The organism is Vibrio vulnificus CMCP6, from assembly GCF_000039765.1.
Taxonomy (GTDB): Bacteria; Pseudomonadota; Gammaproteobacteria; order Enterobacterales; family Vibrionaceae; genus Vibrio; species Vibrio vulnificus_B.
In genome coordinates, this window is the sequence record NC_004459.3 from 2,710,522 (window position 1) to 2,735,604 (window position 25,083).

Genomic DNA, 25,083 nt, shown 5'->3' on the forward strand with positions numbered 1-25,083 from the left:
ATCAAAAATAGTCGCTTAACCCAGCAAAGCGCCACCCATGTGCTAAAACTATTATTAATATACGAGCAACAGACGGTGACATGGGTAAGGAGAAGAGATGCGAGCAAAAGTACTGTTAGTCGAGGATTCCACTTCACTTGCCATTTTATATAAGCAATACGTCAAAGATGAGCCCTATGATATTTTTCACGTAGAAACCGGACGTGACGCGATTCAGTTTATTGAGCGCAATACGCCTCAACTGGTGATTTTGGATCTCAAGTTGCCCGATATGTCCGGGGAAGATGTGCTCGACTGGATCAACCAAAACGATATTCCGACCGCGGTTATCATCGCCACCGCTCATGGTTCCGTTGACATCGCCGTCAGCTTAATGAACAAAGGGGCGGAAGATTTTCTCGAAAAGCCAATAAAAGCCGACCGTTTAAAAACATCCATTGCCGTTCATCTAAAACGCGCCAAGTTAGAGCATTTGGTTGAGAACATGCAATCTCGCTTCGACAGGCCACGTTATCATGGCTTTATCGGCGCGTGCCTGCCAATGCAGGCCGTTTATAAAACCATTGATTCCGTGGCACCAACCACCGCCAGTGTTTTTATCAACGGAGAGAGTGGCACAGGGAAAGAAGTGTGTGCTGAAGCGATCCACAAACAGAGCCTACGCAAAGAGCAGCCCTTTATCGCAATCAACTGTGGGGCGATTCCTCGTGACTTAATGGAAAGCGAAATCTTTGGTCACTTAAAAGGGGCGTTTACTGGAGCGACAACCGACCGCAAAGGTGCGGCAATGCTGGCCAACGGCGGCACGTTGTTTCTCGATGAATTGTGCGAAATGGAACTGGAGATGCAGAAAAAACTGCTGCGTTTTCTTCAGACTGGTACCTTCACCCCACTCGGCGGCAGTAAAGAAGTCAAGGTGGATGTTCGCATCATCTGCGCCACCAATCGCGATCCCCTCAAAGAGGTCGAAGAAGGCCGTTTTAGGGAAGATCTCTACTATCGTGTCCATGTGGTTCCCATTGAAATGCCGCCACTTAGAGAACGAGGTAATGACATTGTTGAGCTGGCCAATCACTTCCTCAAAACTTACGCCAAAGAAGACGGCAAAAAATTCAACTCAATCAGCAAAGAAGCGCAATCAATACTCAAAAAATACAACTGGCCGGGCAATGTTCGTCAGTTGCAAAACATCATTCGCAACATTGTCGTTCTCAACGATGACAACCAACTGAATGTGGAACATTTGCCGGCTCAGCTCACCACCAAACCGCAAACCGTCAAAGAACCCGCTAAACTCTCAACCCCACCTCAACCTGCTCAAGCGGTCATACACGAGATGCACAACGGACATGAGGCGTTAAACCATCATTCGCTTGAGACGCAAACATCCAAGGCCAATCCACTCACCCACAATGCGTTCCACCATTCTGACGGCAGTATCCGTCCAATGTGGCAAATCGAACGCGAAGCGATTCAAAACGCTATCGCCTTTTGCGATGGCAACGTGATCAGTGCAGCGGTGATGTTGGAACTAAGCCCCTCGACGGTGTATCGCAAAAAACAAGCGTGGGAGGCAGAAGAAAATGCCTGACGACAACAAAGCCACACTCGGCAAAAAACGCCCAGCCAAAAGTCATCGCGTCGGGAAAGAGATATGGCTGCTGCTCGACTCTCTCGTTTACGGAGGGATTGAAAGCCATGTGATTGAGCTCGCTTCGGCACTCAAGGCTCAGCATTATTCGGTACGTGTTTTATTAACCAACAAATATGTCCGTCGCCCACCGATTATGCAGCAGCTCAGACAGCGAGGGATCCGCGTTAACTACATCTCTCAGTTATCCGGTAATCACCCCATGCCCATTATGCAGTTAGCCGTTGCGCTAAAGCGCTATCGACCCATCGCCGTACATACCCATGGCTACAAAGCCAATATCTACGCGCGCTTAGCACGAATGATGAGCTTTCCGCATCTGCGTTTAGTCAGCACCTATCATGCAGGAGAAAGTAAAACGGGTAAGCTGTGGTTGTACGATTGGGTCGATCGCCTGACCAGCTTCATTAGCGATCATCGCTTTGCCGTCAGCGATGCTATTCTTCACTCTTTGCCTTTTGCTGGAGAGCGAATCAACAATTTTGTCCCGGTATCAGAGCTGGCAAAATCGCATCAGAATTGTTCGCAACACATCGGCTTCGTTGGCCGTTTGAGTTACGAAAAAGCCGCCGATCGTTTTGTCGAATTGGCGGAGCACTTTCCTTCCCTGATCTTCCATCTGTACGGTGACGGACCAGAACGCGAGCCGTTGGAGACGTTAGCGAACGACAACGTCGAGTTTTCTGGGTTTGTCAGCGACATGACGAAGGTTTGGCCTAAGATTTCCGTGTTGATCATCCCTTCTCGCTTTGAAGGCCTACCCATGGCAGCGTTAGAAGCCATGGCAAACGGCGTCGCTGTCATTGCGATGAATGTCGGCCAATTAGGCCAACTTATCGAACATGGTCAAAACGGTTTTATTGCACAAACAGAAGCAGATTTGGTGGCGCATTTGCAGAGTTGGTTGGAGATGCCGTCCGCGGAACAGCAACGCCTACTGTTTCAGGCGCGCGAGACCATAATGCAACACTATTCGCCTCAAGCTGTTTTGCCGCAAATTCTCTCGTCCTATCATATCGACAACGCTTTTCCCAATTTGAGAATCAAATTGACGCCTCACCATTAGCCAACAAGAAATGCTCGATTTTTCAGTGAGATAAATCGAGTATTTCTTTGGCACTGCCATTGCACTCCCTAGCTAACATGAGAATAAATCGTGGATAGGGAATCACAATGACAACAAGAACACCCATTTTATTTGTCCACTATGGGGATAACTGGATCCGAGGCAGCGAGACAACACTCATCCATCTACTGGCAACGTTAGACACCCAACAGTTTGAGCCTATCGTATGGTCAAATTGTCAGCCTCTGCTCGATCATTTCGCTCAATGTGGTATCACCACCTATCAAGACCCATTTTCGGTATTGGGTGTCATAGGGGCAAACAAGTTTAACCCCCTCAACACGATGAAATTGGTCGCCCGGGCGATCACCTTAATACAACGCCACCATGTTTCGCTTATCCACGTCAACAGTGGCGCGCCTTGCCAATGGATGAGTATTGCTGCACGACTTTGTCACTGCCCACAGCTGCTTCAACTCCATGGCGACTACCCACTCCGCGAGCGCTTTTTAATGGGCTTTCATCTCGCCGATAAAATTGTTTGCGTAAGTAACGCCATTAGCCAAGCAATGCAAAGTGAAGGGCTCACACTGCCTCAATTGAGTGTGGTGCACAACGGCGTGGGTTTGCCTTCCTCATCACTTGACACTTCCCTCAAAACTCAACTTTCGATTCCACGCCAAGCCTTTACCTTCATCACGATTGGCTCCTTGATCGCGAGAAAAGGCGTGGATCGTTTGCTCAAGGCGCTCTATCTGCTGAAAAAAAATGGCGAGAAAGCCCATTTAGTGATCATTGGCGATGGCCCTGAACGTATAACCCTTAAGCACTTGAGCGAGACATTGGGACTAAGCGAGCAAGTGCACTGGTTAGGCGAAAAAGCCAACGCCGCCATGTGGCTGAAATCCGATGCGGATGCTTTTGTTAGCGGCGCTTACCAAGAGGCGTTTGGATTGGTGATTGCAGAAGCCATGATGGCGGAGTTGCCTGTGATTGCCCCACGCACTGGAGGCATTCCCGAATTCGTTTCTCATAACCGAAATGGGCTGCTGTATCACAACAGCGGCGTATTTTCACTGGTGCAAGCCATGCAAACGCTGATGCTGAATCCGGCGCTGAGTCACAAGCTCAAACAAACTGCCTACGTGGATGCGCATGAAAACCTGACGATTCACTGCAACACCCAAACGTTGCAAGCGCATTATCTCGCCTTGATGAAGCGCGACCAACCCGCCCCTCAATGGCGTGCGATGCTGCGTCCCCTTCTTTACTTCTTTCGTCGTAAGGAGCTGCTGTCATGAAACAGAACGTGTTAATTTTTGATCCCATAAGCTATCTAGGCGGGTCTAAAATCGCCACACAAGAGATGCTGCACGTCGCCAAACAGCGCTCAATCCATTTCTATATCGTCACCGCTAATCGCGATAACTGGCAAAGCGCATTGGCTCATGGCAATTGTTCAGTCTATTCATACCCGACGATAGCCATGTTGCTCGCGGAACAAGGGTTAAAGTACTGGCTGCTGCAAACCTATCATTGGCTGGTTTTGCTGGTGATCACTTTGCGTTTGCCTAAGATCCATCGGCTCATGGGCATTTCTGGCCCAGGGCTTGATATGCCACTTTATCTTTTCAAACTCATGTTCAAAACACCGATTACTCAAGTGATTCATGGCAAAGTGGCGCGGTCGCGTTCAATTGGCTATTGCCTCTCGGTAGCGGAAAAGGTGTTTTATCTGCCTTGTGCGAAAAAAAGCCTCTTCGGGGCGCTGTGTCGCTACTACGAAAAAACAGCCCCCTCAATGGCCAACACAGACCGAGCTAGAATGGTGTTTGAGCGCAACAACTTTGTCCCTTTTACCAATGGATTAAGTGCAGAGCAGTGGCCAACAGAGTGCGATGCACAATCGGATCAACTCTTTTGGGCGGCGTCATTACTCAAATGGAAGGGGCTTGATTTGCTGGTTGAGGCATTAAAAATTCATCCTCAAGACATCGACTGCCACGTTTGCTATATCCAACCTCAGCAGACTCAACTGGCGGTAAGTGAACCGGATCTCACCCTCACGCGCTGCCATTGGTATCAACAGCCAAGCCATCTTGATCATATCCGCTCACAGTGCTCAATCTTTATTTCCACCAGCCAAAATGAGCCTTTTGGCTTATCCATTCTCGAAGCACTGGCTGCGGGTCTGTGTGTGATCATCCCCGACGATGGTGCTTTCTGGGCTGAAAAACTGACAGATGGCGAACACTGCATTAAATACCAACCCAATAGTGCAAAAGATTTGCGGCAGAAAATTGAGCTGCTGCTCGCCTCACCCTGTAACCGTCAACGTTTATCACGCAATGGCAGAACCTTAGCCAAGCTCTATCGTTCCGATCTTTGTTACCAGCCAATCATCGATTCATTAGGGGGAAAACTCACACGCAATGTCATCCCACTTAGCCGTACTCGACAAAAAGGTGCGCTATGAGATTACAACAACTGCGCCACTCCCGTTCACTGCAAAATATGTCACTGTTTGGCGTGGCTCTGATTTTACAAAAAGGCGCGGCACTGTTGATGCTGCCCATTATGGCGCACTATCTTTCCACCACTCAGTTGGGCACGTTGGAGTTATTGGCGTCCATTGGCACCTTTTCCGCGCTGATGGTTTCGCTCTCCTTGCATGAAGTGCTTTACCGTTTCGCAGCCCCCTGTGAATCGATGAATGAGAAAAAGCAGGTGGTGAATCAGGTCTACTCGCTCGCAGCGATCATCGCGCTGACGTTTTTCTTACTCGCTTTCGCCATCGTCCAAAACATCGCGTGGAATGGAGAACTCAACAGCATCACACTGTCACTTCTGTTCGCCTGCATCAGCCTTGAATGTTTGATTGCCATCGGCACCGCTTGGTTAAGAATTCAAGATGACAAAGCCAAAGCGCTGGTCACGATAACGCTGAGTGCGCTCGTTCTCCAGCTCTCTTGTGTATTGCTGGTGCTGCACTATCGGCCGAGTGTCACTGGACTATTGCTTTGCAGCTTACTCAGCGCACTTTATCAATGCGTAGCGCTGCACTGGCTAAATCGCTATCGGATCGCTTCCATCTCATCGGCGCAGCTTAAGCGCTGGTTGCACTACGCCGCACCGCTGATGCTCTCCGCATTGCTGGCTTTTACGTTAAATGGGGCAGAAAGATGGTTTATTGGTGGGTTTTCTTCTCTTGCTCAATTGGGTATTTACGCGATTGCCGCGAAATTTTCGCTCGCCTTGTGTATTTTGGTGCAGCCTTTTGGCATGTGGTGGATGCCAAAACGTTTCGAATGCCTTGCCCACTCAGGCGAGACGAAAGCCGTCAAGATCAGTCAATGTGGGCTGGTGTATATCTCACTGCTTGCGGTCGCGGTATTTGCAATTGCAAAAGTGTTTGTTCTCTACGCCTTACCCAGCAGCTTTGCTTCTGCGATCACCTTTTTAGCATTGCTCATCCCAGCGGCGATGTTCAAAGAAAGTTATGAGCTAGTGAATCTCGGCCTACTCTATCGTCATCAAACTCGGCAGTTGCTGATACTGAATCTGGTCTGTGCGCTGTTGGCCGTGAGTTTGTTTTGGGGGCTGTCATCCTTTGGCGTGGTCGGTGTCTGCTTTGCCCTTGCGATCACGCAAGGTGTGCGAGCTATTGGCGTGATGGTGTTAAGCCAACGAGCCTTTGCTCTTCCATGGCAGTTTTTCCGTCTGGCGATGATTTTTCTCTGCGCGTTAATTGGCGTTGGCGCACTCTATTTCGCAAGCGACTGGCTAACGGGGGCTGTTTCAATCTTACTCTGCTTGGGCGTGATCATCGTGTTGGCATGGCCGATTCTGCACTTTCAATCCACCCCACGAGAATCCACCCAACAAGGCTTGCAGGCAGCACCGTCATTGAACGCCCATGAGGAGGCGTTATGACCGTCACCCCTCGCTACCCACATCTGGCGTTTGTGCTGACACTTTGTATGGTGGTGGCGCTGGTATGGGCTTGGCAACCCAACCCACTTGTGGTGGTAGCGCTTTGCTTACTCCCTATCGCAACGCTTTATGTGCTCAATCAAACCTTTTGGTTGGTACTGTTGTTTGTGGTGTTCTCTTTTTTTCGTATCCATGAAGCCATTCCACAGCTCTATTCTCTGAAAATTCCCTTATTGCTTTCATTTGGCGCTTTGGCGGCATTGGGCTGGCATCTTATCATTACACGACAGTTGAAGCCCTACTGGCACCCTGTGATGAACTGGTTAGTCGCCTTTTGGCTTGTGGTTGTCATTGGTCTTTTCTTTGCAGGCAATCGAGGAGTGGCATTTGGCGCTTTTTCCAGTGTCTACTGGAAAATCATGGTGATGACCTTAGCCATCATGTGGCTCGTCACCAGCGCTAAACATCTCAACATTATTTCGATTACCATCACGCTCTCTGGCTTACTGATTGGTTGCGTGGCACTGAGTAACGCCATGCAAGGGATTGGCCTAGTGGAAGGCTCACGAGTGACCATCGGGCGCGATCTGGGTTCTATGCTTGGTGATCCAAACGACCTGGCGTTAGTGCTGATGTTTCCATTTGCGTTTAGCGTTAGCTTAAGTTTTCATCGCAGAACCCACGTGGCGGTGCGCCTTCTCGCGGGCGTGACGTGTGCGATCCTTTTCCTGGCACTACTGGAAACACAAAGCCGTGGTGGGTTGCTCGGTGCCATGGCGGTTCTGGGTTACTTCGCCAACAAAACCATTCGCAATAAAACGGTGCTGATCCTCCTTGGGTGTGTGGCCAGTTTGCTTCTCTATGCGGTGGCGGGGATATCCGATCGCGCTTCTGGCGGCTCAGCCGAAGAAGGCATTGATGCTTCAGCCATGGGGCGACTCTACGCTTGGGAGGCCGCTTTCAAAATGGCATTGGCCCATCCTTTACTTGGCGTCGGGTTACAAAACTTTTACTACAACTATTTCTTCTACAGCCCGCACTGGGATGGGCTCAATCACGCCGTACACAGCACTTGGTTTGGCGTACTTGCCGAAACAGGGTTTGTTGGCCTAACTCTGTTTCTTGGTCTCATTGTTTGCTTAATCAAAACCTCTTTGCACTCTATTCGGCAAATTCACTGCCAAAAACCGACCGCCATTGATATTGCCGCCAACGCGGTCTTTGCCGGGCTTTTGGGAACGATCGTCTCCGGTACTTTTCTCACCCAAGGGTTTACTTGGCCAATTTATATTCTTACCGCCCTCACTATCGCCATCAGCCACATCATTAAAATTGATTCTCAAAATGAGAATGCCTAAACACCAACGCAGCAGCAAACGCTAAGCTATTGAATTATCGATAATCTCCAAGTGGCATAGTTGTTGATACAAAAGCTTAGAGAACAAATAACATTCAATGTTCGGTAGGAGGCGTTATGTTGGTGAATAAATCACAACTCGGAGTCAAACCAGATAGCGAGAAAAACACGAAAACCTTTCAAGGAAGCGACGTAAAATCTTGGCTCAAACATCATCCCAATCCTCTTATGCGAGCGCTTTTTCGCACACTCAAACAGATCCGTTGTGCCAACTTACCCACACCACATTTTTACAATGCCTTGCTCTACCGTTTGATGGTGTTGCTTCGCCAATCAAGCGACTATGTGTATCGCACCTTCATCACCACGCCAGCATTCAAAGGCAGGGTCAAGGCATGCGGCAAACAGCTCTACTTGTATGGCGGATTACCGCTCATCACCAACAATGTTCGTATCTCCATGGGCGATGACTGTAACCTTTCCGGTCAAGCAACCATCACAGGCTGCAGCTCTGTCAAAGAGCCTCGATTGAACATCGGCAATCGTGTCTCGATTGGCTGGCAAACCACCATCGCGGTGGGCGACCTGATCACGATTGAAGACGACGTCGCGATCGCCGGACGCTGCATGTTTTTTGGTTATTCAGGCCACCCCTTAGATCCCAAACGTCGTGCCGCGGGTGAAGGCGATGATCCCAGCCAGATTCGCCCAATTACCCTACAACGCGGCAGCTGGATTGGCAGCAACGTGATGATCATGGCGGGCGTCACCGTCGGAGCTGGCAGTGTGATCGCCGCAGGCAGTGTGGTGACACATTCTATTCCTGAAGGTGTGATCGCAGGCGGTAATCCCGCCCACGTGATTCGTTCATTGAACATACCTCGTTGAGGAGAGCATCATGAATGACATGATTGTTTTTGCTGAAGACTTTGGAGGGCTGCCCTCTTCAACGCAGCACATCGTGCGACAGCTCGCTAAGCGCCATCGCGTTTTGTGGGTCAATTCGATTGGCCTTCGTCAACCCAAGTGGAGTTTAAAAGACGCCAAACGTCTTTTGGCCAAACTGTTTGCCATCGCGTTACAAAAACGTCAGCCCTTTGTCGAAAACGATGGGAATGGCGAAAACGGCGAAAATAGCGAAACGTTTGATGAGCCCAATACGGTTTCAAGCAACATCGAGATCGTCTCTTTCCTGACTATTCCTGCTCCCTCCAGTCGCTGGGCTCGCTGGTTGGCGAAAAAGATGCTGACGCTACAGTTGCAACGAAAACTGAAACAATTACGAATGCACGATCCGATCTTTTGGACTTCACTGCCAACGGCCGCCGATTTACTCGACAGTTTTCCGCTGTTTCGCTCGGTCTATTATTGTGGTGATGATTTTGCATCGCTGGCTGGCGTAGATCATCATACGGTGAGCCAACACGAAACGAAGCTCGCACAGCGTTGCGACTGCATATTGGTGGCTAGCCAGCGTTTGTTGGAAAAATTCCCGGCGCAGAAAACCTTCTTACTCCCTCATGGCGTCGATCTTGAACTCTTTACTCGCCCAGCCCATCGCGCCGATGATTTGCCCACAGGCTTTACCCATTTATGCGGTTTTTATGGCTCACTCTCTCAATGGCTGGACTACCCCTTAATTGAACGCGTTGCCTCTCAGCTACCACACTGGGGCTTTGTGTTCATTGGCCCCTGTGAATTTGATAGTAATCCGTTACCCAAGTTGCCAAATGTGATTTATCTCGGGAAGAAAGCGCACCATGCACTGCCTCGGTATTCACAACATTGGGATGTCAGTTGGTTGCCTTTTGTCATCAACCAGCAAATCAAATACTGCAATCCATTAAAGTTATTGGAATATTTGGCGGCAGGCACGCCTGTACTGAGTAAAAACTTTCCCGCAGTAGAGAAGTTTTATAGTCATCTTTGGTTGGCTGAAAACGCACAAGAAATGGTGACGCTACTGCTCACATTACAAAGCCAACCCAAAGCACGCCATCCACTCGATAAGCAGCTAAGCCAGCAAAGCTGGGAAGCGCGCGCTCGTTACGTTGAACATTTGGTGGAACAGCTATGATGGGACTAAAACTGCGCCTCTATTCCATTTTGGTGGCCGCATGGCGACGTCGATACGTTATTGTAACGCCCATTGTGATTTTGCCAATCGTCGGTGCGTTGATTGGTATGACTGCGACGCCGATTTACCGCTCACACACCAGCATGCTGATCCAAGAAACCGCCAAAATGAATCCGTTTCTTGAGGATATTGCTGTCTCCACCATGCTCAAAGATCGCCTAAGTGCCCTCAGCACCTTGCTAAAAAGCCGCCATGTACTCTATTCCGTGGCCAAACAAGAGGGGCTGATTGATGACAACATGACCACCGCCGAGCAGGACCGCATCATTCATCAACTCGCTGGAAAGCTCAACGTTCAGCAGTTAGGCAAAGATTTTATCCAGATTGAACTGGTCGCCAACTCGCCCAAAGGCATGGCTTCACTGCTCTCGGCAGTCAGCGATCAATTTATCGACCAACTGTTGGCTCCAGAGCGTTCGTCCATCCGCGATTCCAGCGAATTTCTCACCGTACATATTGAAAAACGCCAACAAGAGCTGTTCGCGGCTGAGCAAGCGTTGGCAGACTTTCAAAACCAATATTCTGCCGACACACCAGCGATGCAAGCGCAGAACTTAACGCGCTTGGCTTCTCTTAAACAGAGCCTTGCAGAGAAAGAAGCCGAGCTTGCTGGTGTGGAAAAAACCTTAGGTTCGCTTGACCAACAATTGTCGAAAACCAACCCTGTGATTGGCAAAATTGAAGAACAAATTATCACCATCCGCAGTGAACTGGCCTTGCTAAGTGCTAAGTACACCGATCAGCACAGCTCTGTTCAAGCCAAAATGCGCGAGCTTTCGCGCTTGGAACAAGAGCGGCATCAACTGCTGAGTAACCGCAGTGTAACGCTCAATAGCGCTCAACTATGGGATATCGCCAGTAGCACCATCAACGATACCAATGACAGCCAGCCGCTTTTGGTCACTCAGCTGCAGCAGTTGCAGGTGATACGAGGCCGTTATGAAGCACTGAACGAAGAAACCCTCAGCCTCGCAAACATGATTGGCGAGCTGGAACAAAAAGCCAATCACTTCGGCAATACCGCGAAAGACATCACACGGCTGGAGCGCGACGTCACCGTGAAGCGCCAACTGTATGAAGAATTGGTTCAACGTTATGAAATGGCGCAACTGACAGGCTCATTAGGCATTTTTGAGCAAAATAAACGTGTGAAAGTGATCGATGTCCCCTACACGCCATCTTCCACCGCCAACTTGCCTGTGATTCTCTTCGTGCTGGCAGGGCTATTTGGCGGCATCGCACTCGGCGCAGGCATGGCGATCTTCTTTGAGATCTTTGACTCAACCATACGCAGTCAACAACAGTTACGCAGTCTCATCAATGTGCCCGTTTTAACGGTGATTCCTCGTATTCGTGCCCCGCGTAACTGATCCCACTGAATATCACGCCTCGCCCACCACAGCATCCGCTTCGGTGGGCATTTTTTAATCGCTCGTCAAAGCGATTCTCAATATGAGAACACTACAGCCAATCGACATAACTCCATGTTTTAATTCAACTAAATCGTTGGCACACAACCTGCTAAATCCCTTAAGCACTACGCGACGCTTTACGTTAATCAGTTGAAATGGGGATAGGCCATGAACAAAGATAAGCCGAGAAAAACCATTTTTCATGTTGTTCAACATCTCGCTCCCGGCGGCTTAGAAACGCTCGTCCTGGACATGATGAATGTCTGCTCGACGGATCACGATGTCTACATCATTAGCCTAGAGGGCACAAAGCAAGATGCGGTATTGCATTGGCCTAAGCTGCGCAAGTACGCTCGCCAATGTGTCTTTCTCGACAAAGGGACCGGTATCCGCGTTCAGACCATTCACTATCTCGTTAAGTTGTTTCGCCAGTTCTCACCCGATGTGGTTCATACCCATCATATTGGTCCGTTACTGTATGGAGGGATCGCGGCTCGTTTAAGCGGCGTTGCTTGCCGCATTCATACTGAGCATGACGGTTGGCACCTTACCCAGACCAAAAACGCGTTATTGCAAACATGGGCGTTAAAACTGGTTCAACCCATCTTGGTGGCCGACGCAACCGAAGTAAAACTGAGCATTGAACAACATCTGCATCATGAAAACATCATTACCATTAAAAACGGTATTGATTGCGATTACTTTGCCCCTGCAGATAAAACGTGGGCTCGTAAGCAGTTAGATCTGCCATTGGACAAGCGTATTGTCGGTTGTGCAGGAAGGTTGGAATCGGTGAAAGGTCAGCAGTGGCTGATACAAGCGCTGCCCATGCTGCCTCACAATGTGCACTTGGCGATTGCTGGTCATGGCTCTTTACGCCAAGAGTTAGAGCGTTTGGTATTTACCATGCAACTGCAAGATCGCGTGACGTTTCTTGGCCTTTGCTGCACGATGCCGACTTTTTATCAATCGCTTGATCTTTTCTGCTTACCGTCACTCAACGAAGGCTTTCCTCTTTCGACGCTAGAAGCGCAAGCGTGCAACGTTCCGGTGGTTGCCACCAGCGTAGGCGGCACCCACGAAACCTTATGCCCCCATTTAAGTCGGCTCTGCCCTCCTGCTGACGCCGCTGCGTTAGCGCAAGAAATCAATGCGTTATTGGTCATGGACCGATCTGCTTTTGCCCACACTTTGCGTGATTTTGTCGTTCGTCATCATAATATTCGTCACATGGTGGCGCAGTACAACCAATTGGCATTAGGAGCATCTCTATGATGGCAACATTGAGTTTCTTTGAGTGGATGATGGCGGGCATTTTTGCAACATCAGCCAGCTTGATTGTTTACCACCACGTCGGCTATCCGGTTTTACTTAAATGGATGGCCGGACGAAAAAAACAGGCGTCGAACCTGAGTTCAAACACTCTCCAACGCCATTATCTCGTGCAGCAAAAAGACAAGATGTTACCCAGCATTACGATTGTTATTCCTGCCTATAACGAAGCGCATTGGATCGCCGACAAAATACGTAACCTTGCGAGCCTAGATTATCCAGCCGACAAGCTACGCGTGGTCATCGCATGTGATGGATGCACCGACAACACCGTTGATATTGCTCAAGACACCATCCAAGAAGCGATTTGTTCCGAGATGCTGTTCGAAATTCACGACTATCCCGTCAACCGAGGTAAGGTGGCGGTGATTAATGACGAAGTTGCTCAAATCAGTAGCGAGATTACGGCGCTCAGTGACGTCTCAGCATTGATTTCCGTCGATGCATTGCTGCTGGCCGCCGCGCATTTTGAACAGCAAGAAACTGGCGTGGTCAACGCCAGCTATCGCATTTGGTGCCATGAAAATTCGGCAGAGAATGCCTATTGGCAGTATCAAACTCGCATCAAGGCGACAGAGTCTTCAATCGGTTCAAGTATTGGTTCACACGGCGCCTTCTATCTTTTTCGCACTAAGTTATTTACACCCCTGAGCAGCAATACCATTAACGATGATTTCATTTTGCCAATGAGCATCGTGAAACAAGGTCATAAAGCAGACTATGAGACGGAAATGGTGGCACTTGAGCTTGAACGCAGCGAGCTTCAACAAGATTATGCGCGCCGTTTACGCATTTCTGCGGGCAACATGCAACAATTGATCGCATTGGCGGCGTTACTCAATCCAAAATTTGGGGGAACCGCTTTTACCTTCTTTTCTGGCAAAGGGCTCAGACTGCTTACCCCTTACTTAATGCTGCTGTGTTTGATCACGTCATTGTGGCTGATGCAGCATGTCATTTTTGCCGCGTTATTGGGTTTACAGTTGGCCATCTATCTCGGTGCGATGCTTGGCCACTGCTGGCCGACTGCGGCCAAATTCAAACCAATCAGACTGATCCACTACCTCGTCACAGGCCACCTTGCCAATTTACTCGGCGGCTTGCGCTATCTGCTGGGTAAAGAAAATGGACACTGGACTCGAGTTCATCACGATGGAGAACGCTCATGAAACGTAACGGCTTATTTGAATCGCACATCTTTCGAGCAAAACGTCTGTTCGACCTAGTGTTTGCCTCGTTAGCATTGCTCGTGACCTTGCCTCTCTTTCCTCTGATTGCACTGGCAATCAAAGCCACCTCGAAAGGCAACATCATCTATAAACAGTTGCGTGTCGGACGCTCGACCCCCGAGAAAATGGAACTGTTCGAGATCATGAAGTTTCGCACTATGTACTGCGATGCAGAATCACGCTCTGGCGCAGTGTGGGCAACGGAAAACGACCCAAGAATTACCCCTGTGGGCCGATTTTTACGCAAAACGCGCCTAGATGAATTGCCGCAGCTATTTAATGTTTTAAAAGGTGAGATGTCTCTGATTGGCCCAAGACCTGAGAGACCCGATTTTTATCAGCGCCTTGAACAAGAGATCCCCTATTTTGCCGATCGCACCTATGGGGTTTTACCCGGAATAACAGGGCTTGCACAAATCAATCAAGGCTACGACACCAGTATTGAAGATGTTCGCCGAAAAGTGGGGTTTGATCATAGCTATGCGTTGAGCCTCAATTCCTTCTCTAACTGGCTGCAGACAGACATAGCCATTATCGTCAAAACCATCATTGTGATGGTGGATGGACGAGGTCGTTGAGCTAGTTTTGCCAGCGCTGACGCATCTTTTCTATCGTCTGTGCTGGCACATCATGAATCGAGCCATATTCACCTGTGCAGACAAGAATCTCCACGCTGAAACCATGGCGCTCTGCAAAACGCAAGTAAGACTTCATTTCCCAGTGCTGAACAAAGGTATTGCTCACAATCACCGCTCTGCCCTGTTTGAGGTATTGGCACACTTTGTTTAAACACCAACGATGGGCTTGCTCTAAGCGCGTTGGGTCAAATTGATAGCGGCCTTGCTGATCGACAAAATACATGTCTGTCTCGAGATGAACGGCATGCGTTTGCTTCGCAAGTTGTTGCGCCAGCGTACTTTTACCAGAACCTGGTAATCCGCGAATGAGTGTCAATTTGGCTTGTTGAGACATAGCGAGTAGAGATACAGAGAGTAGAAATAAAGCATAAGGCGGACATATTATCAGTTTTTGTCGCGGTATTCTCGTTAACAAACAGAGAGCGTGCCGCTGTGAAGTTCATTTGGGGTTATGGAAATAAACGCGTGCCTTCAGTGTGGCTAAACGCGCTTGGCTGCGCGCCAATATTTCCTGCTGCTGCGCTGCGTTCGATTGCGTCCAGCCTAAGATCTCGTTTAGGTGCCGACCGCAACCTAAACAGACATCTTCCTCATTCAAACAACAGTGCCGAATGCATGGATTATCGAATCGTCGCTCTTCCATATCCGCGCCACCTCAATTGCAAACCTCACTAAAGTATCGTTCAATTTTGGCACCACGTCTTTTTCATCCACCAGTTCGAGCTAAGCCATTGCTCAAATAGTGTCTCAATGCTCAATAAAAGTGTGATCAATGGCTGCACTTTAAAAGATAGCGTCTCCTCATGCCTTGTATTTCAGTATGTGGCCCCAATAACATGTGCAAGCGAGATAAAACAAATGCTTTGTCTACTTGAGTAAAAGTAGCTTATCCAACGATTTTTGATTCACCGCAATGCGGTGCTTCGCTAGCCAGATTTAGTATTACGCTTCATTTTAGAAGCCATTTTCAAAGGTAAATTTTATGTCTGATGCACCTACTACCGTTGAATACGCAGTAGAAACTGTTCAACCTGTTGTTGAATCTACAGGTTCAGTTTGGGGTTATGTGATTGGCGGTATCGCGGTTGTCGCGCTGATCGGCTATTTCGGCTTCAAAAAGCTCAACAAGCCTGCTTTCATCATCAAGCAAATGCGTCGACGCAACCAAAAAGAGATGAAAAAACAAGGTATCGAAAGCGCAGAAGCCATGGTCGACCTTGATCTTCTTTTAGATGCCGTTGAGGAATACGCAACAGAGAAACAGATGAGTGGTACTCAGATGGTGCAACTGCTTGCGCCTATGAATGACAAGTCAAAGATCAAATCTGCGACGGATTTGTACAACTCAATGGCGTACATTGCTAAGAGCATTGATAACGTCTCACTTGCAAAATCCCTACAAGGCAAAGGCAAACAAGCGCGCTCAAGCTCTGCGCTTATGGCCGGCCTACTTAAACGTGCAGGTGTTTAAGCGACGCCTTATTCGTCAATAAACGAATCACAAAGACAAAAAGGCATCTTGTTAGATGCCTTTTCTATTTAATGAGAGCGCAAAACAATTCCACTACTGCATAGAATGTAAGCCGATCATATTGCCTTCCGAATCCTGCACTAACGAGATAAAGCCGTACTCGCCGATGGCCATTTTCGCTTGAACGACAACGCCACCATGTTGCGTTGCTCTCTCCTGTTCAACCGCACAGTCTTCACAAGAAAAGTACACCAGCGTACCGCCTGCTCCGGCGCTAATACCGTCCATTTTCACTAATGCTCCACTTGCGCCATAGCTTTCCATATCCGATGGGAAGAACCACATTTCTATATCTGTTCCTGTCGGATCCATCATTTGTTCAAACGTGACTTGAAAAACCGATTGATAAAAATGTTTGGCTCTCTCTACATCATCAACATAAATCTCAAACCAACCGATGGGATTCTTATCCATTTTGCCTCCTACACGTTGTTATGTTCGCCATAACACTAGTCGATGAGGACCTAATTGCCAGTTTTCTACGTCTTAATAATGAGCATCCCGCCTATTACATTCATACATTCACTTAAACTAATATAACCATCAACAAAGCGCTGCTTAGAACAATTACGCTCGCTATGAACATTGCAATTGAACATTGTTTTATTAATTGTTAAGGTCGCCTTCTCGATTCACCATCTTCATAGAAAGTACAATGAAAAGAAAAACATTGACCACAGTAGCACTGCTACTGACCCTTAGCGCAGCTGCACACGCAAACTCTTTTGGCAAATACTCTTACATCGGTGTCGGTCTGCAATACAGCGAGCAGAAGAATGACAGTCTAGGATCATTTCTAGGCTCTGAGTTCGATGGTAAAGGCTCAAGAGATCTTTTTGGTGTTAACTTCACTGGTAGCTATTCACCCGTTACCATGGATGCTTATGTCAAATACGAGTTTGAAGGTACCACATCAGGAAATACCGACATCTCCAGCTCGTTTGCTGGCTTAGGCGGTTACAACAATTTCAATACCACTTCGCTTTTCTACACAGTTGGTGTCAGTAAATACGACGTAGAGCGTGAATACAGCTCCCGTGAAGGTTCTGCGAGGTTCCGAGAGTTTGGCCCGGCAGCCGATCTCGGCGTGAGTTTCCAGCTTGCGCCCTTTTTAGCCCTCACGCCAAGATATCGAATTTCTTATCTTGACCAAGATGTAATGAATGACTTCAAACTCACTGGGCAGTTTATGTTTGGATCGACTTTCTCGTTAGAGGTATCAGCAGGCTACAATACCTACCGAGATTCTGAACAGTTTAATGGGCAAACCGCGGTAAAATTTGCTTTTTAGCGGCAAGATCCAACGCACTCTTCGCACGCGAAAGACAAAAAAAGAGCACCTCGATGGGTGCTCTCTCATTATGAAACCTAGCCGTTATAGCCCGCCTTCCTGCTGAGCTTGCTTTACTAATGCCTGACGTTGAGTTTCCTTATCTGTTACCACTTTATTTTCCTTTTCCTGAGTTTGTTCAACAGCTTGTGGAACAAATACAAAGTACTTATTAATAGTCATCTTAAGAACCTCGGTTGTAATTTAAATCACCTTCCCGGTAAGCATTTAACAACATCGACTCACAAACGAATCGACTCCATGTTGGCGGTTTCAAAAAATAGAGGATGTTTAAATATTAAACATCCTCCATATGCACGCTAATTATAGGATGAGTTCAGGGGCGTAGATAGACAAAGTGAGACTTTTGACAACATTTTTACGAAATACCGCCTTTCATGTTGAATAAAAACACTACCTTCATCAAAGATGTACACTTTTTGAGATTTATTTAGCCGACATTTTATGTATCCATCCCCACCAACTGACATTGTAGGCAGAGACAAACAGAAACCATTGGAGGTTCTTATGCAACAGAAACTCGGTCATGTCATGTCATTCAGCAGAATGTTCTCTTTCGTCGCTTTTCTTACCGCAACGTTTGCGTGGATATTGAGTATGTATGCTCTGTTTACGGTTTCTATCGTTGCTTTAGTTGTGAGCTTATTGCTCTACCTTCGCGACAAGTTCATCGAAAAATACCATTCCAGCACATCCAAAGAAAAGCGTGCGTAAGCTTGTTCATTAGCTTTAAAAGTCATTCAAGAAAAAAGGATGTCACTTGGACATCCTTTTGCGTTTTATTGGTTTACTAACGATCTATTAAACGTCGTAAGTCGTCGACGCTGTGTTACCGCCGGTACCGGTCCAGTTGGTGTGGAAGAACTCACCACGCTCACGGTCGATACGCTCATAAGTGTGAGCACCGAAGTAGTCACGTTGTGCTTGCAGTAGGTTTGCAGGTAGACGCGCAGTTGTGTAACCGTCTAGGAACGTCAGTGCAGACGTTGTACATGGCATTGGAATGCCCGCTTCTAGCGACTTCGCCGCCACTTTACGCCATGCCACTAGGCTGTTTTGTAGGATGCCTTTGAAGTAGTCATCAGAACCTAGGAACGCAAGATCTGGGTTCGCTTCGTACGCATCACGGATATTGCCTAGGAACGCAGAACGGATGATACAACCACCGCGCCACATGAGTGCCACGTTGCCGTAGTTGAGATCCCAACCATTTTCATTAGACGCTTCACGCATCAGCATAAAGCCTTGAGCGTAAGAGATAATCTTAGATGCTAGAAGCGCTTGACGAAGTGCGTCAACCCACTCTTTCTTGTCGCCTTCCACTGGAGTAATGGTCTTGCCAAATAGCTTCTCAGCTTCAACACGTTGATCTTTCAGTGCCGATAGGCAGCGAGAGAATACTGACTCAGAGATAAGCGTTAGAGGAATACCAAGATCCAGTGCGTTGATGCCTGTCCATTTACCAGTACCTTTTTGGCCAGCCGTGTCGAGGATCTTTTCTACTAGTGGCTCGCCATCTTCGTCTTTGTAGCCAAGGATGTCAGCGGTGATTTCGACTAGGTAGCTGTCTAGCTCAGTCTTGTTCCAATCTGCGAAAACGGCTTGCATCTCGTCTGCAGACATACCAAGGCCATCTTTCATGAACTGGTACGCTTCGGTGATCAGCTGCATGTCGCCGTATTCGATGCCGTTGTGTACCATTTTAACGAAGTGACCTGCACCATCGTTACCAACCCAATCACAGCAAGGCTCGCCAGCGTCAGTTTTTGCAGAGATACCTTGGAAGATAGGCTTAACCGCTTCCCATGCTTCAGGAGCACCGCCAGGCATAATAGAAGGGCCGAAACGTGCGCCTTCTTCACCACCAGATACACCAGTACCGATGAAGTGGATGCCTTTTTCACGCAGCGCCGCTACACGACGGTTGGTGTCTGGGTAGTTCGTGTTACCACCGTCAATGATGATGTCGCCTTTATCAAGAAGCGGTACAAGTGCATCAATAAACTGGTCCACTACCGCGCCAGCACGAACCATCAACATCACTTTGCGTGGTGTTTCCAGTTTCTCAACCAGTTCCTCAAGTGAGTATGCGCCAATGATGTTGGTGCCTTTCGCTGGGCCTTCTAGAAACTCATCTACTTTCGCCGCAGTACGGTTGTGAGCCACCACTTTAAAGCCGTGGTCGTTCATGTTCAGGATAAGGTTTTGACCCATTACTGCTAGGCCAATTACACCGATATCACCTTTCATTGTTTCTCTCCAATATATTTCTTTCTGCGACGGTTAAGCGATTTTCGCTGCTGCGTCTAAATCTAAATACCATTCCGTCAGCCCTGCTTTCGCATGAATTTTTGCTGCCGGGTAAGGAAGTTCTTCCGCTGGATTGCTGTTGATCTCTTCAACAATGTCCGCTTTACCTGCACCCAGTACTAAATAGCTAATGCGTTTAGCCGCTTCCAGTACACGTGCCGTTTTCGAAACGCGAATTTGTCCAGATTCCGGATGAGAAGCCAATACTGACAGGTTCTCATCGTCATAATTCGTTTGACCTGGGAAAAGCGACGCCGTGTGACCATCTGCGCCAACACCAAGCAAAATCCAATCGAACACAGGTGTGCCATTATCGGTTGGAATAACGTCTGCCATTTCTTTTGCAAAACGTGCCGCTTCCACTTCTGGCTGTTCTTCGCCACGGATGCGGTGGATGTTTTCTGCAGGAATGCTCACTTGGCTCAATTCTCTTAGTTTAGAGAATAAAAGGGCATTCGCTTCACCGTAGTTGCTCTCAGCATCGTCTGGTGCCACGCAGCGTTCATCGCCCCACCAAAAATGAAGATTTTGCCACTGAATGGAGGTTGCGTACGTCTCTGATGCCAAAAGCTTAAACAGCATTTTAGGCGTGCTGCCACCAGAAAGTGAGATATGAACAGGTCGGCCCATTTCGCTAAACGCTTTCATGTCGTTTGCTAGGCTTTCTACTACCTGCTCTGCTGTTTGGTAGATCTTGTGATTGATCATAGTTCGCAGTAGTCCGTATCTGTTAGGTTTTTGCATGGGAAACGCCACGCGCGATCATCACGCTGCAGCAAATCGTCCGACTCTTTTGGCCCCCAAGTACCGCAAGCATAACCAAAGAGTGCTTGTGGATCTTGTTTGAAATCGAGGATAGGTTGAACGTATTTCCAACACGCTTCGACCGCATCGCTGCGAGCAAACAGCGTTGCGTCGCCGTTTAACGCATCAAGAAGCAGACGCTCATAGGCGGTCAGCATTTGCGTCTCTTGCAACGAAGCATAATGGAAGTTCATCTTCACTTCTTTGGCTTTAAAGCCTGCACCGGGTTCTTTCAAACCGAAGCTCATTTGAATGCCTTCATCAGGCTGAATACGAATGATCAGTTTGTTTTCTGGAGCGTTTTGGCCAAATACCGGATGCGGTGTTTGTTTGAAGTGGATAACCACTTCTGTCACGCGAGTTGGAAGACGCTTACCCGTGCGCACGTAGAATGGTACGCCATTCCAACGCCAGTTATTGATGTACGCTTTAAGACCAATGTAAGTCTCGGTACGAGAATCGTCCGCTACGCCGTTTTCTTCACGGTAGCCAAGCAGATGTTGTCCGCGCACGTCTGATGCGGTGTATTGACCCAAAACTAGGTTGTTACGCAGATCATCTTCCTCAAGCGGTTTTAAACACTGCAGAACTTTCACTACTTCATCACGCATGGAATCGGCGTTAATTTGTGCTGGCGGCTCCATGCCCACCATCGCCAACACTTGCAGTAGGTGGTTTTGGAACATATCGCGCACAGCGCCGGAGCCGTCGTAATAACCACCGCGCTCTTCCACACCAAGGAATTCGGCACCTGTGATTTCCACATAATCAATGAAGTTGCGGTTCCACAGAGGTTCAAACATGGCGTTAGAGAAACGGAAAACAAGTAAGTTTTGTACGGTCTCTTTTCCAAGGTAGTGGTCGATGCGATAGATCTGATGCTCTTGGAAGCAATCGTGTATTTCTTTGTCGAGCTGACGTGCCGAAGCCAAATCATAACCAAACGGTTTTTCAATGATCAGGCGCTTCCAACCATCCTCTTCACTATTGAGACCGTGATGAGCAAGGCTTGCAGGAATAACACTGTAAAGGCTTGGCGGTGTGGCCAGATAAAACAGTGTATTACGTTGTTCGAACTGGTATTGAGCGGCCAATTCATCTAAACGTACAACCAACTTCGCGTAGTCTTTTGTGTCTGACGTGTTGATGGCTTGATAGTGAAGATGGTCGATAAATGAATCCAGAATAGCTGGTTCCGTTTTCTCCATTTCCTGAAGAGAGCGCTTTAACTTTTCGCGATAAGATTCATCGCTGTATTCAGTGCGGCTGACACCTAAAATAGCAAAGTTTTCTGGTAGCTGCTTACTTGCGTAGAGGTGGTATAAAGCAGGGATCAACTTGCGATATGTTAAATCACCTGAAGCACCAAAAATTACGATGCTGCTGTTTTCTGGTATTACCATCATCTTTCCCTTAAAAACGAGGTACTTGTTGTGTGCCTGGATACGGCTTAAAGGATGAGCCCACCCTATCAGTGACACCTAAAAATTGATAATCGGCCCTGCCTATTCCACTAATAGACAAAACCTTACAAAACAGTGAGTGTGGGTTGGTAATAAGAATGATTTGCCCGACACGGGGGCGTATTGTCTACGACAATTTGACATACATCAATAGTTAGAATCGCAATCGTTTAAATTATGACTCGAAAATGACATATCTATTTGTTATTAAAAGATTATTTAATTTAAAACTGATTAGACCAGTTTAATTGAAATGTGGGCAAATAATCAGCAAATATCCGCCCAAATGTAATCCATTGCACGATAAGTAACAAAAACACCGCTCACATATTAAATTTGCCGCATAACCAGCAAATTAACGATGAACTTTGCGATACGTTCGTTCAGGGCGACCAACCGTACCGTAATTCAAATCGGCAGCAAGCTCACCCGAGCTGATCAAATATTCAAGATAGCGCCTTGCCGTGGTGCGACTGGCCCCGATTTGCTCCCCCGCTTCGTCTGCAGTATAGGAAACCTCGCCTTGAAATAAGGTTCGAATTTTATCAAGGGTAACCCCATCGATACCTTTGGGTAGCCGATTGGATACGCTTTCCTGCGTACTGCTTGCTTGCAGCATTTTATCCACCAAGCCTTGATTAAGGTCGGACACGGTTCCCAACTGCACTCGTTGCGCACGGTATTTGTTCAAAGCACTTTCCAGCCGCGGAAACATCACGGGTTTTAACAAATAGTCCACCACACCGCCACGCATTGCGGTTTGTAGCGTTTCCACATCTCTTGCTGCGGTAATCAAAATAACGTCACAATGACGATTGCTGCCGCGAATTTGATTGAGGATCTCCAACCCACTGCCATCAGGAAGGTAAACATCGAGCAAAACCAAATCAGGCTCGAACACGGACAACTGCATTTCGGCTTCGGCTTGTGTGGTCGCAATGCCAATCACCTCGAAACCATCCATTTGCTGCAAATACTTATGATGAAGCTGAGCAATCGCCATATCATCTTCAATTATCATCACTCGGGTATCGGCATTCATCTTTGTTCTTCCTTGGGTAAATAGACCGTCATTCTTGTGCCAAATTTGTCATTCTCAGCCATCTCTATCGAGCCGCAATAACGTGCGGCTAATTGATTGACTAAGTAGAGCCCAACACCCCGAGTGCTGGTCGCTTTGCTCGAGATCCCTTTCTCAAGCAGCTGCTCGGTGGAAAATTGTTTGGGCAAACCACAACCTTGATCCTGCACTTCAAGAATCACTTCCGTTCCGTAGTCACTGATGGAAACTTCAATGGTTCTGCGTGAACGGGCAAAATTGCCTTCTTGCGCGATCGCGCTCATGGTCGCGTCAAAAGCGTTATCAATCAGGTTACCGAGTATTGTCGTGATGTCTTCTGGGTTCAGCCAAGCACTTAGCGGCTCTAAACGAGCCCCTTCTTCAACCACTAACTCTAAGCCAAGCTCACGCGCGCGTTCCGTTTTTCCTAGCAGCATGCCCGCGACCAACGGATCTTTGATGGTATCGCGTAGAAACTCGATCAACCCCTGATAGTGCGCCGTCTCCTGCCCGATAAGCTGTTGAACCGCATCAAGCTCGCCCATCTGAACTAGGCCACTGATGGTATTAAGTTTGTTGCGATGTTCATGCGTTTGTGAGCGTAATAAATCGGCATACTCTTTGGTTTGAGAAAGCTGTTCAGTGAGCTCAGAAATTTCATCACGCAAACGAAAACTGGACACCGCGCCGACAATCTTTCCCTCTACGTAAACCGGGCTTCGGTTGGCAATCAACCTCTTTTGGTTGAGGTAAAGTTCAATATCGTGATCTTCTTGTCCCGTTTCTAATACACGGTACAGATCACTGGCGGGCAACGCATCAGAGAGCGGTTTGTTCAGCACTTGGGCCGGATCTAACCCGAGAATCTGCGCTGCACTGCGGTTGATGGAACGCAGCACGCCACTCGAATCAATACTTAACACCCCTTCTTTAATGGTGCTCATGGTCACATCAAGCTCACCATATAACCGACCAATTTCTTCCGGTTCAAACCCCAAAATCGCTCGCTGAAATTTACGAGAAGCGTAATTGGAAACCAAGGCATTCGCAGCAACCACCAGTAACGTCATAGCAATTAAAAACCACGCAAATGGCTCTATTCTGTCTTGTAATCGATCCAGCAGATAACCCACAGAAACCACACCGATCACTTCACCCGCCGAGTTAAAAACCGCTGCTTTGCCACGCACCGAATAGCCCAGTGAACCTCTTGCTGTCGAGATATACGCTTCGCCTTCTTCCAATGCTCGGGCGTTATCACCACCACGCATCGGCAAACCAAGGCGTTCATCAACGGGGTGGATCAACCGAATACCTTCACGATCACCCACCACAATGAAGGCTGCGCCCAATGCTTGGGTTAGTTCTCGAAATTTTTGCTGATAGGTGACATCGTCACGATTTTCGATCAACTCGATAACCGTCGTAGAGGTAGCAAGAAATCGCGCGACACCGAGTGCCTTCTGCCCCATTTCTTGCTCTTGCGAGTATTTGAGGTAGGCAAAGCCCGCTGCTACGAGGATAAGCAACTCAATTAATCCGGAGAGCGTCATAATGACCAGCATTCTTTTACGAAAACTGATGCTTTGCCACGTCATGCTTACCTCTTTGCACCACTTAAAAACATCGAAAACTCAGTTAACTTAACACCGTTTTAACATGCAAGCTCTTACCACCCTCCGGAAGTGTGAATCGCAAGAAATAAATCCTCGTGAAATGACTATTTATTATCCTGCAAGTAATACCTCTCAAATGTGAGAAGTGGATTTTAAATAAACAACAAGTTACATAACCATCGAACCAGTTATT

At 47.9% G+C, this 25,083-nt stretch carries 24 protein-coding genes; 15 read left to right on the forward strand and 9 right to left on the reverse strand.

Features of this window, described 5'->3' with window-relative positions:
* Nucleotides 1-97 precede the first annotated feature (97 nt).
* The 12 genes from VV1_RS12695 (at nucleotide 98) to VV1_RS12750 (ending at nucleotide 14,695) form a co-directional block, all read left to right on the forward strand.
* Nucleotides 98-1,591: a sigma-54-dependent transcriptional regulator gene (locus VV1_RS12695; protein WP_011080506.1), complete on the forward strand. Its 1,494-nt coding sequence runs from the start codon at nucleotides 98-100 to the stop codon at nucleotides 1,589-1,591.
* A complete protein-coding gene (locus tag VV1_RS12700) occupies nucleotides 1,584-2,717 on the forward strand; it encodes a glycosyltransferase (RefSeq protein WP_011080507.1) in 1,134 nt (377 codons plus the stop codon). The genes VV1_RS12695 and VV1_RS12700 overlap by 8 nt, the downstream gene beginning before the upstream one ends.
* Nucleotides 2,718-2,824: 107 nt before the next feature.
* Nucleotides 2,825-4,018: a glycosyltransferase gene (locus VV1_RS12705; RefSeq protein WP_011080508.1), complete on the forward strand. Its 1,194-nt coding sequence runs from the start codon at nucleotides 2,825-2,827 to the stop codon at nucleotides 4,016-4,018.
* Nucleotides 4,015-5,193: a glycosyltransferase family 4 protein gene (locus VV1_RS12710; RefSeq protein WP_011080509.1), complete on the forward strand. Its 1,179-nt coding sequence runs from the start codon at nucleotides 4,015-4,017 to the stop codon at nucleotides 5,191-5,193. The genes VV1_RS12705 and VV1_RS12710 overlap by 4 nt, the downstream gene beginning before the upstream one ends.
* The gene (locus tag VV1_RS12715; RefSeq protein WP_011080510.1) at nucleotides 5,190-6,650 is read left to right on the forward strand and encodes a lipopolysaccharide biosynthesis protein; all 1,461 of its coding nucleotides are present in this window, start codon (nucleotides 5,190-5,192) and stop codon (nucleotides 6,648-6,650) included. The genes VV1_RS12710 and VV1_RS12715 overlap by 4 nt, the downstream gene beginning before the upstream one ends.
* Nucleotides 6,647-8,008: an O-antigen ligase family protein gene (locus tag VV1_RS12720; protein WP_011080511.1), complete on the forward strand. Its 1,362-nt coding sequence runs from the start codon at nucleotides 6,647-6,649 to the stop codon at nucleotides 8,006-8,008. Before VV1_RS12715 ends, VV1_RS12720 begins: the two co-directional genes overlap by 4 nt.
* A gap of 116 nt (nucleotides 8,009-8,124) precedes the next feature.
* On the forward strand, nucleotides 8,125-8,895 hold the full coding sequence (locus tag VV1_RS12725; protein WP_011080512.1) for an acyltransferase: 771 nt from the start codon (nucleotides 8,125-8,127) through the stop codon (nucleotides 8,893-8,895).
* A gap of 10 nt (nucleotides 8,896-8,905) precedes the next feature.
* The gene (locus VV1_RS12730; RefSeq protein WP_011080513.1) at nucleotides 8,906-10,084 is read left to right on the forward strand and encodes a glycosyltransferase family protein; all 1,179 of its coding nucleotides are present in this window, start codon (nucleotides 8,906-8,908) and stop codon (nucleotides 10,082-10,084) included.
* Nucleotides 10,081-11,514 carry a GumC family protein gene (locus VV1_RS12735; RefSeq protein WP_011080514.1) on the forward strand — a complete coding sequence of 478 codons (1,434 nt, stop codon included), beginning with the start codon at nucleotides 10,081-10,083 and terminating at the stop codon, nucleotides 11,512-11,514. Before VV1_RS12730 ends, VV1_RS12735 begins: the two co-directional genes overlap by 4 nt.
* 210 nt (nucleotides 11,515-11,724) lie before the next feature.
* The gene (locus tag VV1_RS12740) at nucleotides 11,725-12,831 is read left to right on the forward strand and encodes a glycosyltransferase (RefSeq protein ID WP_011080515.1); all 1,107 of its coding nucleotides are present in this window, start codon (nucleotides 11,725-11,727) and stop codon (nucleotides 12,829-12,831) included.
* Nucleotides 12,828-14,057: a glycosyltransferase family 2 protein gene (locus VV1_RS12745; protein WP_011080516.1), complete on the forward strand. Its 1,230-nt coding sequence runs from the start codon at nucleotides 12,828-12,830 to the stop codon at nucleotides 14,055-14,057. Before VV1_RS12740 ends, VV1_RS12745 begins: the two co-directional genes overlap by 4 nt.
* Complete coding sequence (locus VV1_RS12750; protein WP_011080517.1) at nucleotides 14,054-14,695, forward strand: sugar transferase; 642 nt, start codon at nucleotides 14,054-14,056, stop codon at nucleotides 14,693-14,695. Before VV1_RS12745 ends, VV1_RS12750 begins: the two co-directional genes overlap by 4 nt.
* Before the next feature lies 1 nt (nucleotide 14,696).
* On the opposite strand, the gene VV1_RS12755 is transcribed toward VV1_RS12750, so the two are convergent.
* Nucleotides 14,697-15,089: an ATP-binding protein gene (locus VV1_RS12755; protein WP_011080518.1), complete on the reverse strand. Its 393-nt coding sequence runs from the start codon at nucleotides 15,087-15,089 to the stop codon at nucleotides 14,697-14,699.
* 105 nt (nucleotides 15,090-15,194) lie between these two features.
* Entirely contained in the window at nucleotides 15,195-15,398 is a 204-nt protein-coding gene (locus tag VV1_RS23970) for a DUF1289 domain-containing protein (RefSeq protein ID WP_080553474.1), read from the reverse strand.
* A 339-nt stretch (nucleotides 15,399-15,737) separates the two neighbouring features.
* On the opposite strand from VV1_RS23970, the gene VV1_RS12760 reads away from it, so the two are divergent.
* Nucleotides 15,738-16,226 (forward strand): hypothetical protein, encoded by a 489-nt coding sequence (locus tag VV1_RS12760; RefSeq protein ID WP_011080519.1) that lies wholly within the window; start codon nucleotides 15,738-15,740, stop codon nucleotides 16,224-16,226.
* Between the two features lie 93 nt (nucleotides 16,227-16,319).
* Here VV1_RS12760 and VV1_RS12765 read toward each other — a convergent pair whose 3' ends face one another.
* Entirely contained in the window at nucleotides 16,320-16,700 is a 381-nt protein-coding gene (locus tag VV1_RS12765; protein WP_011080520.1) for a VOC family protein, read from the reverse strand.
* Between the two features lie 241 nt (nucleotides 16,701-16,941).
* On the opposite strand from VV1_RS12765, the gene VV1_RS12770 reads away from it, so the two are divergent.
* Entirely contained in the window at nucleotides 16,942-17,577 is a 636-nt protein-coding gene (locus tag VV1_RS12770) for an outer membrane beta-barrel protein (RefSeq protein WP_011080521.1), read from the forward strand.
* A gap of 84 nt (nucleotides 17,578-17,661) precedes the next feature.
* Here the strand turns inward: VV1_RS12770 and VV1_RS24950 are convergent, their stop codons facing one another.
* Complete coding sequence (locus tag VV1_RS24950; RefSeq protein WP_011080522.1) at nucleotides 17,662-17,799, reverse strand: hypothetical protein; 138 nt, start codon at nucleotides 17,797-17,799, stop codon at nucleotides 17,662-17,664.
* 345 nt (nucleotides 17,800-18,144) lie between these two features.
* Between VV1_RS24950 and VV1_RS12775 the strand changes: the two genes are divergently transcribed.
* Nucleotides 18,145-18,351: a hypothetical protein gene (locus VV1_RS12775; RefSeq protein WP_043877161.1), complete on the forward strand. Its 207-nt coding sequence runs from the start codon at nucleotides 18,145-18,147 to the stop codon at nucleotides 18,349-18,351.
* 87 nt (nucleotides 18,352-18,438) lie between these two features.
* Here VV1_RS12775 and gnd read toward each other — a convergent pair whose 3' ends face one another.
* The 5 genes from gnd to VV1_RS12800 all read right to left on the reverse strand — a co-directional run bounded on the left by gnd (nucleotide 18,439) and on the right by VV1_RS12800 (nucleotide 24,872).
* Nucleotides 18,439-19,887, reverse strand: a complete 1,449-nt coding sequence (gene gnd, locus VV1_RS12780) for a decarboxylating NADP(+)-dependent phosphogluconate dehydrogenase (RefSeq protein WP_011080524.1) — start codon at nucleotides 19,885-19,887, stop codon at nucleotides 18,439-18,441.
* Between the two features lie 33 nt (nucleotides 19,888-19,920).
* On the reverse strand, nucleotides 19,921-20,655 hold the full coding sequence (gene pgl / locus VV1_RS12785; RefSeq protein ID WP_011080525.1) for a 6-phosphogluconolactonase: 735 nt from the start codon (nucleotides 20,653-20,655) through the stop codon (nucleotides 19,921-19,923).
* The gene (zwf, locus tag VV1_RS12790; RefSeq protein WP_026050694.1) at nucleotides 20,652-22,154 is read right to left on the reverse strand and encodes a glucose-6-phosphate dehydrogenase; all 1,503 of its coding nucleotides are present in this window, start codon (nucleotides 22,152-22,154) and stop codon (nucleotides 20,652-20,654) included. The genes pgl and zwf overlap by 4 nt, the downstream gene beginning before the upstream one ends.
* Nucleotides 22,155-22,569: 415 nt before the next feature.
* Nucleotides 22,570-23,256, reverse strand: coding sequence for a response regulator (locus VV1_RS12795; RefSeq protein ID WP_011080527.1), 687 nt, complete (start codon nucleotides 23,254-23,256; stop codon nucleotides 22,570-22,572).
* Nucleotides 23,253-24,872 (reverse strand): ATP-binding protein, encoded by a 1,620-nt coding sequence (locus tag VV1_RS12800; protein ID WP_011080528.1) that lies wholly within the window; start codon nucleotides 24,870-24,872, stop codon nucleotides 23,253-23,255. The genes VV1_RS12795 and VV1_RS12800 overlap by 4 nt, the downstream gene beginning before the upstream one ends.
* Nucleotides 24,873-25,083 lie beyond the last annotated feature (211 nt).

Bases quoted from the DNA above. Each gene is read 5' to 3' on its own strand.
- VV1_RS12760 (WP_011080519.1), top strand. From the start codon at position 15,738: ATGTCTGATGCACCTACTACCGTTGAATACGCAGTAGAAACTGTTCAA.
- VV1_RS12770 (WP_011080521.1), top strand. From the start codon at position 16,942: ATGAAAAGAAAAACATTGACCACAGTAGCACTGCTACTGACCCTTAGC.
- VV1_RS12745 (WP_011080516.1), top strand. From the start codon at position 12,828: ATGATGGCAACATTGAGTTTCTTTGAGTGGATGATGGCGGGCATTTTT.
- zwf (WP_026050694.1), bottom strand. From the start codon at position 22,154: ATGGTAATACCAGAAAACAGCAGCATCGTAATTTTTGGTGCTTCAGGT.
- VV1_RS12735 (WP_011080514.1), top strand. From the start codon at position 10,081: ATGATGGGACTAAAACTGCGCCTCTATTCCATTTTGGTGGCCGCATGG.
- VV1_RS12795 (WP_011080527.1), bottom strand. From the start codon at position 23,256: ATGAATGCCGATACCCGAGTGATGATAATTGAAGATGATATGGCGATT.
- VV1_RS12720 (WP_011080511.1), top strand. From the start codon at position 6,647: ATGACCGTCACCCCTCGCTACCCACATCTGGCGTTTGTGCTGACACTT.
- VV1_RS12775 (WP_043877161.1), top strand. From the start codon at position 18,145: ATGCAACAGAAACTCGGTCATGTCATGTCATTCAGCAGAATGTTCTCT.
- VV1_RS12700 (WP_011080507.1), top strand. From the start codon at position 1,584: ATGCCTGACGACAACAAAGCCACACTCGGCAAAAAACGCCCAGCCAAA.
- VV1_RS12800 (WP_011080528.1), bottom strand. From the start codon at position 24,872: ATGACGTGGCAAAGCATCAGTTTTCGTAAAAGAATGCTGGTCATTATG.
- gnd (WP_011080524.1), bottom strand. From the start codon at position 19,887: ATGAAAGGTGATATCGGTGTAATTGGCCTAGCAGTAATGGGTCAAAAC.
- VV1_RS12755 (WP_011080518.1), bottom strand. From the start codon at position 15,089: ATGTCTCAACAAGCCAAATTGACACTCATTCGCGGATTACCAGGTTCT.
- VV1_RS12765 (WP_011080520.1), bottom strand. From the start codon at position 16,700: ATGGATAAGAATCCCATCGGTTGGTTTGAGATTTATGTTGATGATGTA.
- VV1_RS12705 (WP_011080508.1), top strand. From the start codon at position 2,825: ATGACAACAAGAACACCCATTTTATTTGTCCACTATGGGGATAACTGG.
- pgl (WP_011080525.1), bottom strand. From the start codon at position 20,655: ATGATCAATCACAAGATCTACCAAACAGCAGAGCAGGTAGTAGAAAGC.
- VV1_RS24950 (WP_011080522.1), bottom strand. From the start codon at position 17,799: ATGACTATTAATAAGTACTTTGTATTTGTTCCACAAGCTGTTGAACAA.
- VV1_RS12730 (WP_011080513.1), top strand. From the start codon at position 8,906: ATGAATGACATGATTGTTTTTGCTGAAGACTTTGGAGGGCTGCCCTCT.
- VV1_RS23970 (WP_080553474.1), bottom strand. From the start codon at position 15,398: ATGGAAGAGCGACGATTCGATAATCCATGCATTCGGCACTGTTGTTTG.
- VV1_RS12725 (WP_011080512.1), top strand. From the start codon at position 8,125: ATGTTGGTGAATAAATCACAACTCGGAGTCAAACCAGATAGCGAGAAA.
- VV1_RS12740 (WP_011080515.1), top strand. From the start codon at position 11,725: ATGAACAAAGATAAGCCGAGAAAAACCATTTTTCATGTTGTTCAACAT.
- VV1_RS12710 (WP_011080509.1), top strand. From the start codon at position 4,015: ATGAAACAGAACGTGTTAATTTTTGATCCCATAAGCTATCTAGGCGGG.
- VV1_RS12750 (WP_011080517.1), top strand. From the start codon at position 14,054: ATGAAACGTAACGGCTTATTTGAATCGCACATCTTTCGAGCAAAACGT.
- VV1_RS12715 (WP_011080510.1), top strand. From the start codon at position 5,190: ATGAGATTACAACAACTGCGCCACTCCCGTTCACTGCAAAATATGTCA.
- VV1_RS12695 (WP_011080506.1), top strand. From the start codon at position 98: ATGCGAGCAAAAGTACTGTTAGTCGAGGATTCCACTTCACTTGCCATT.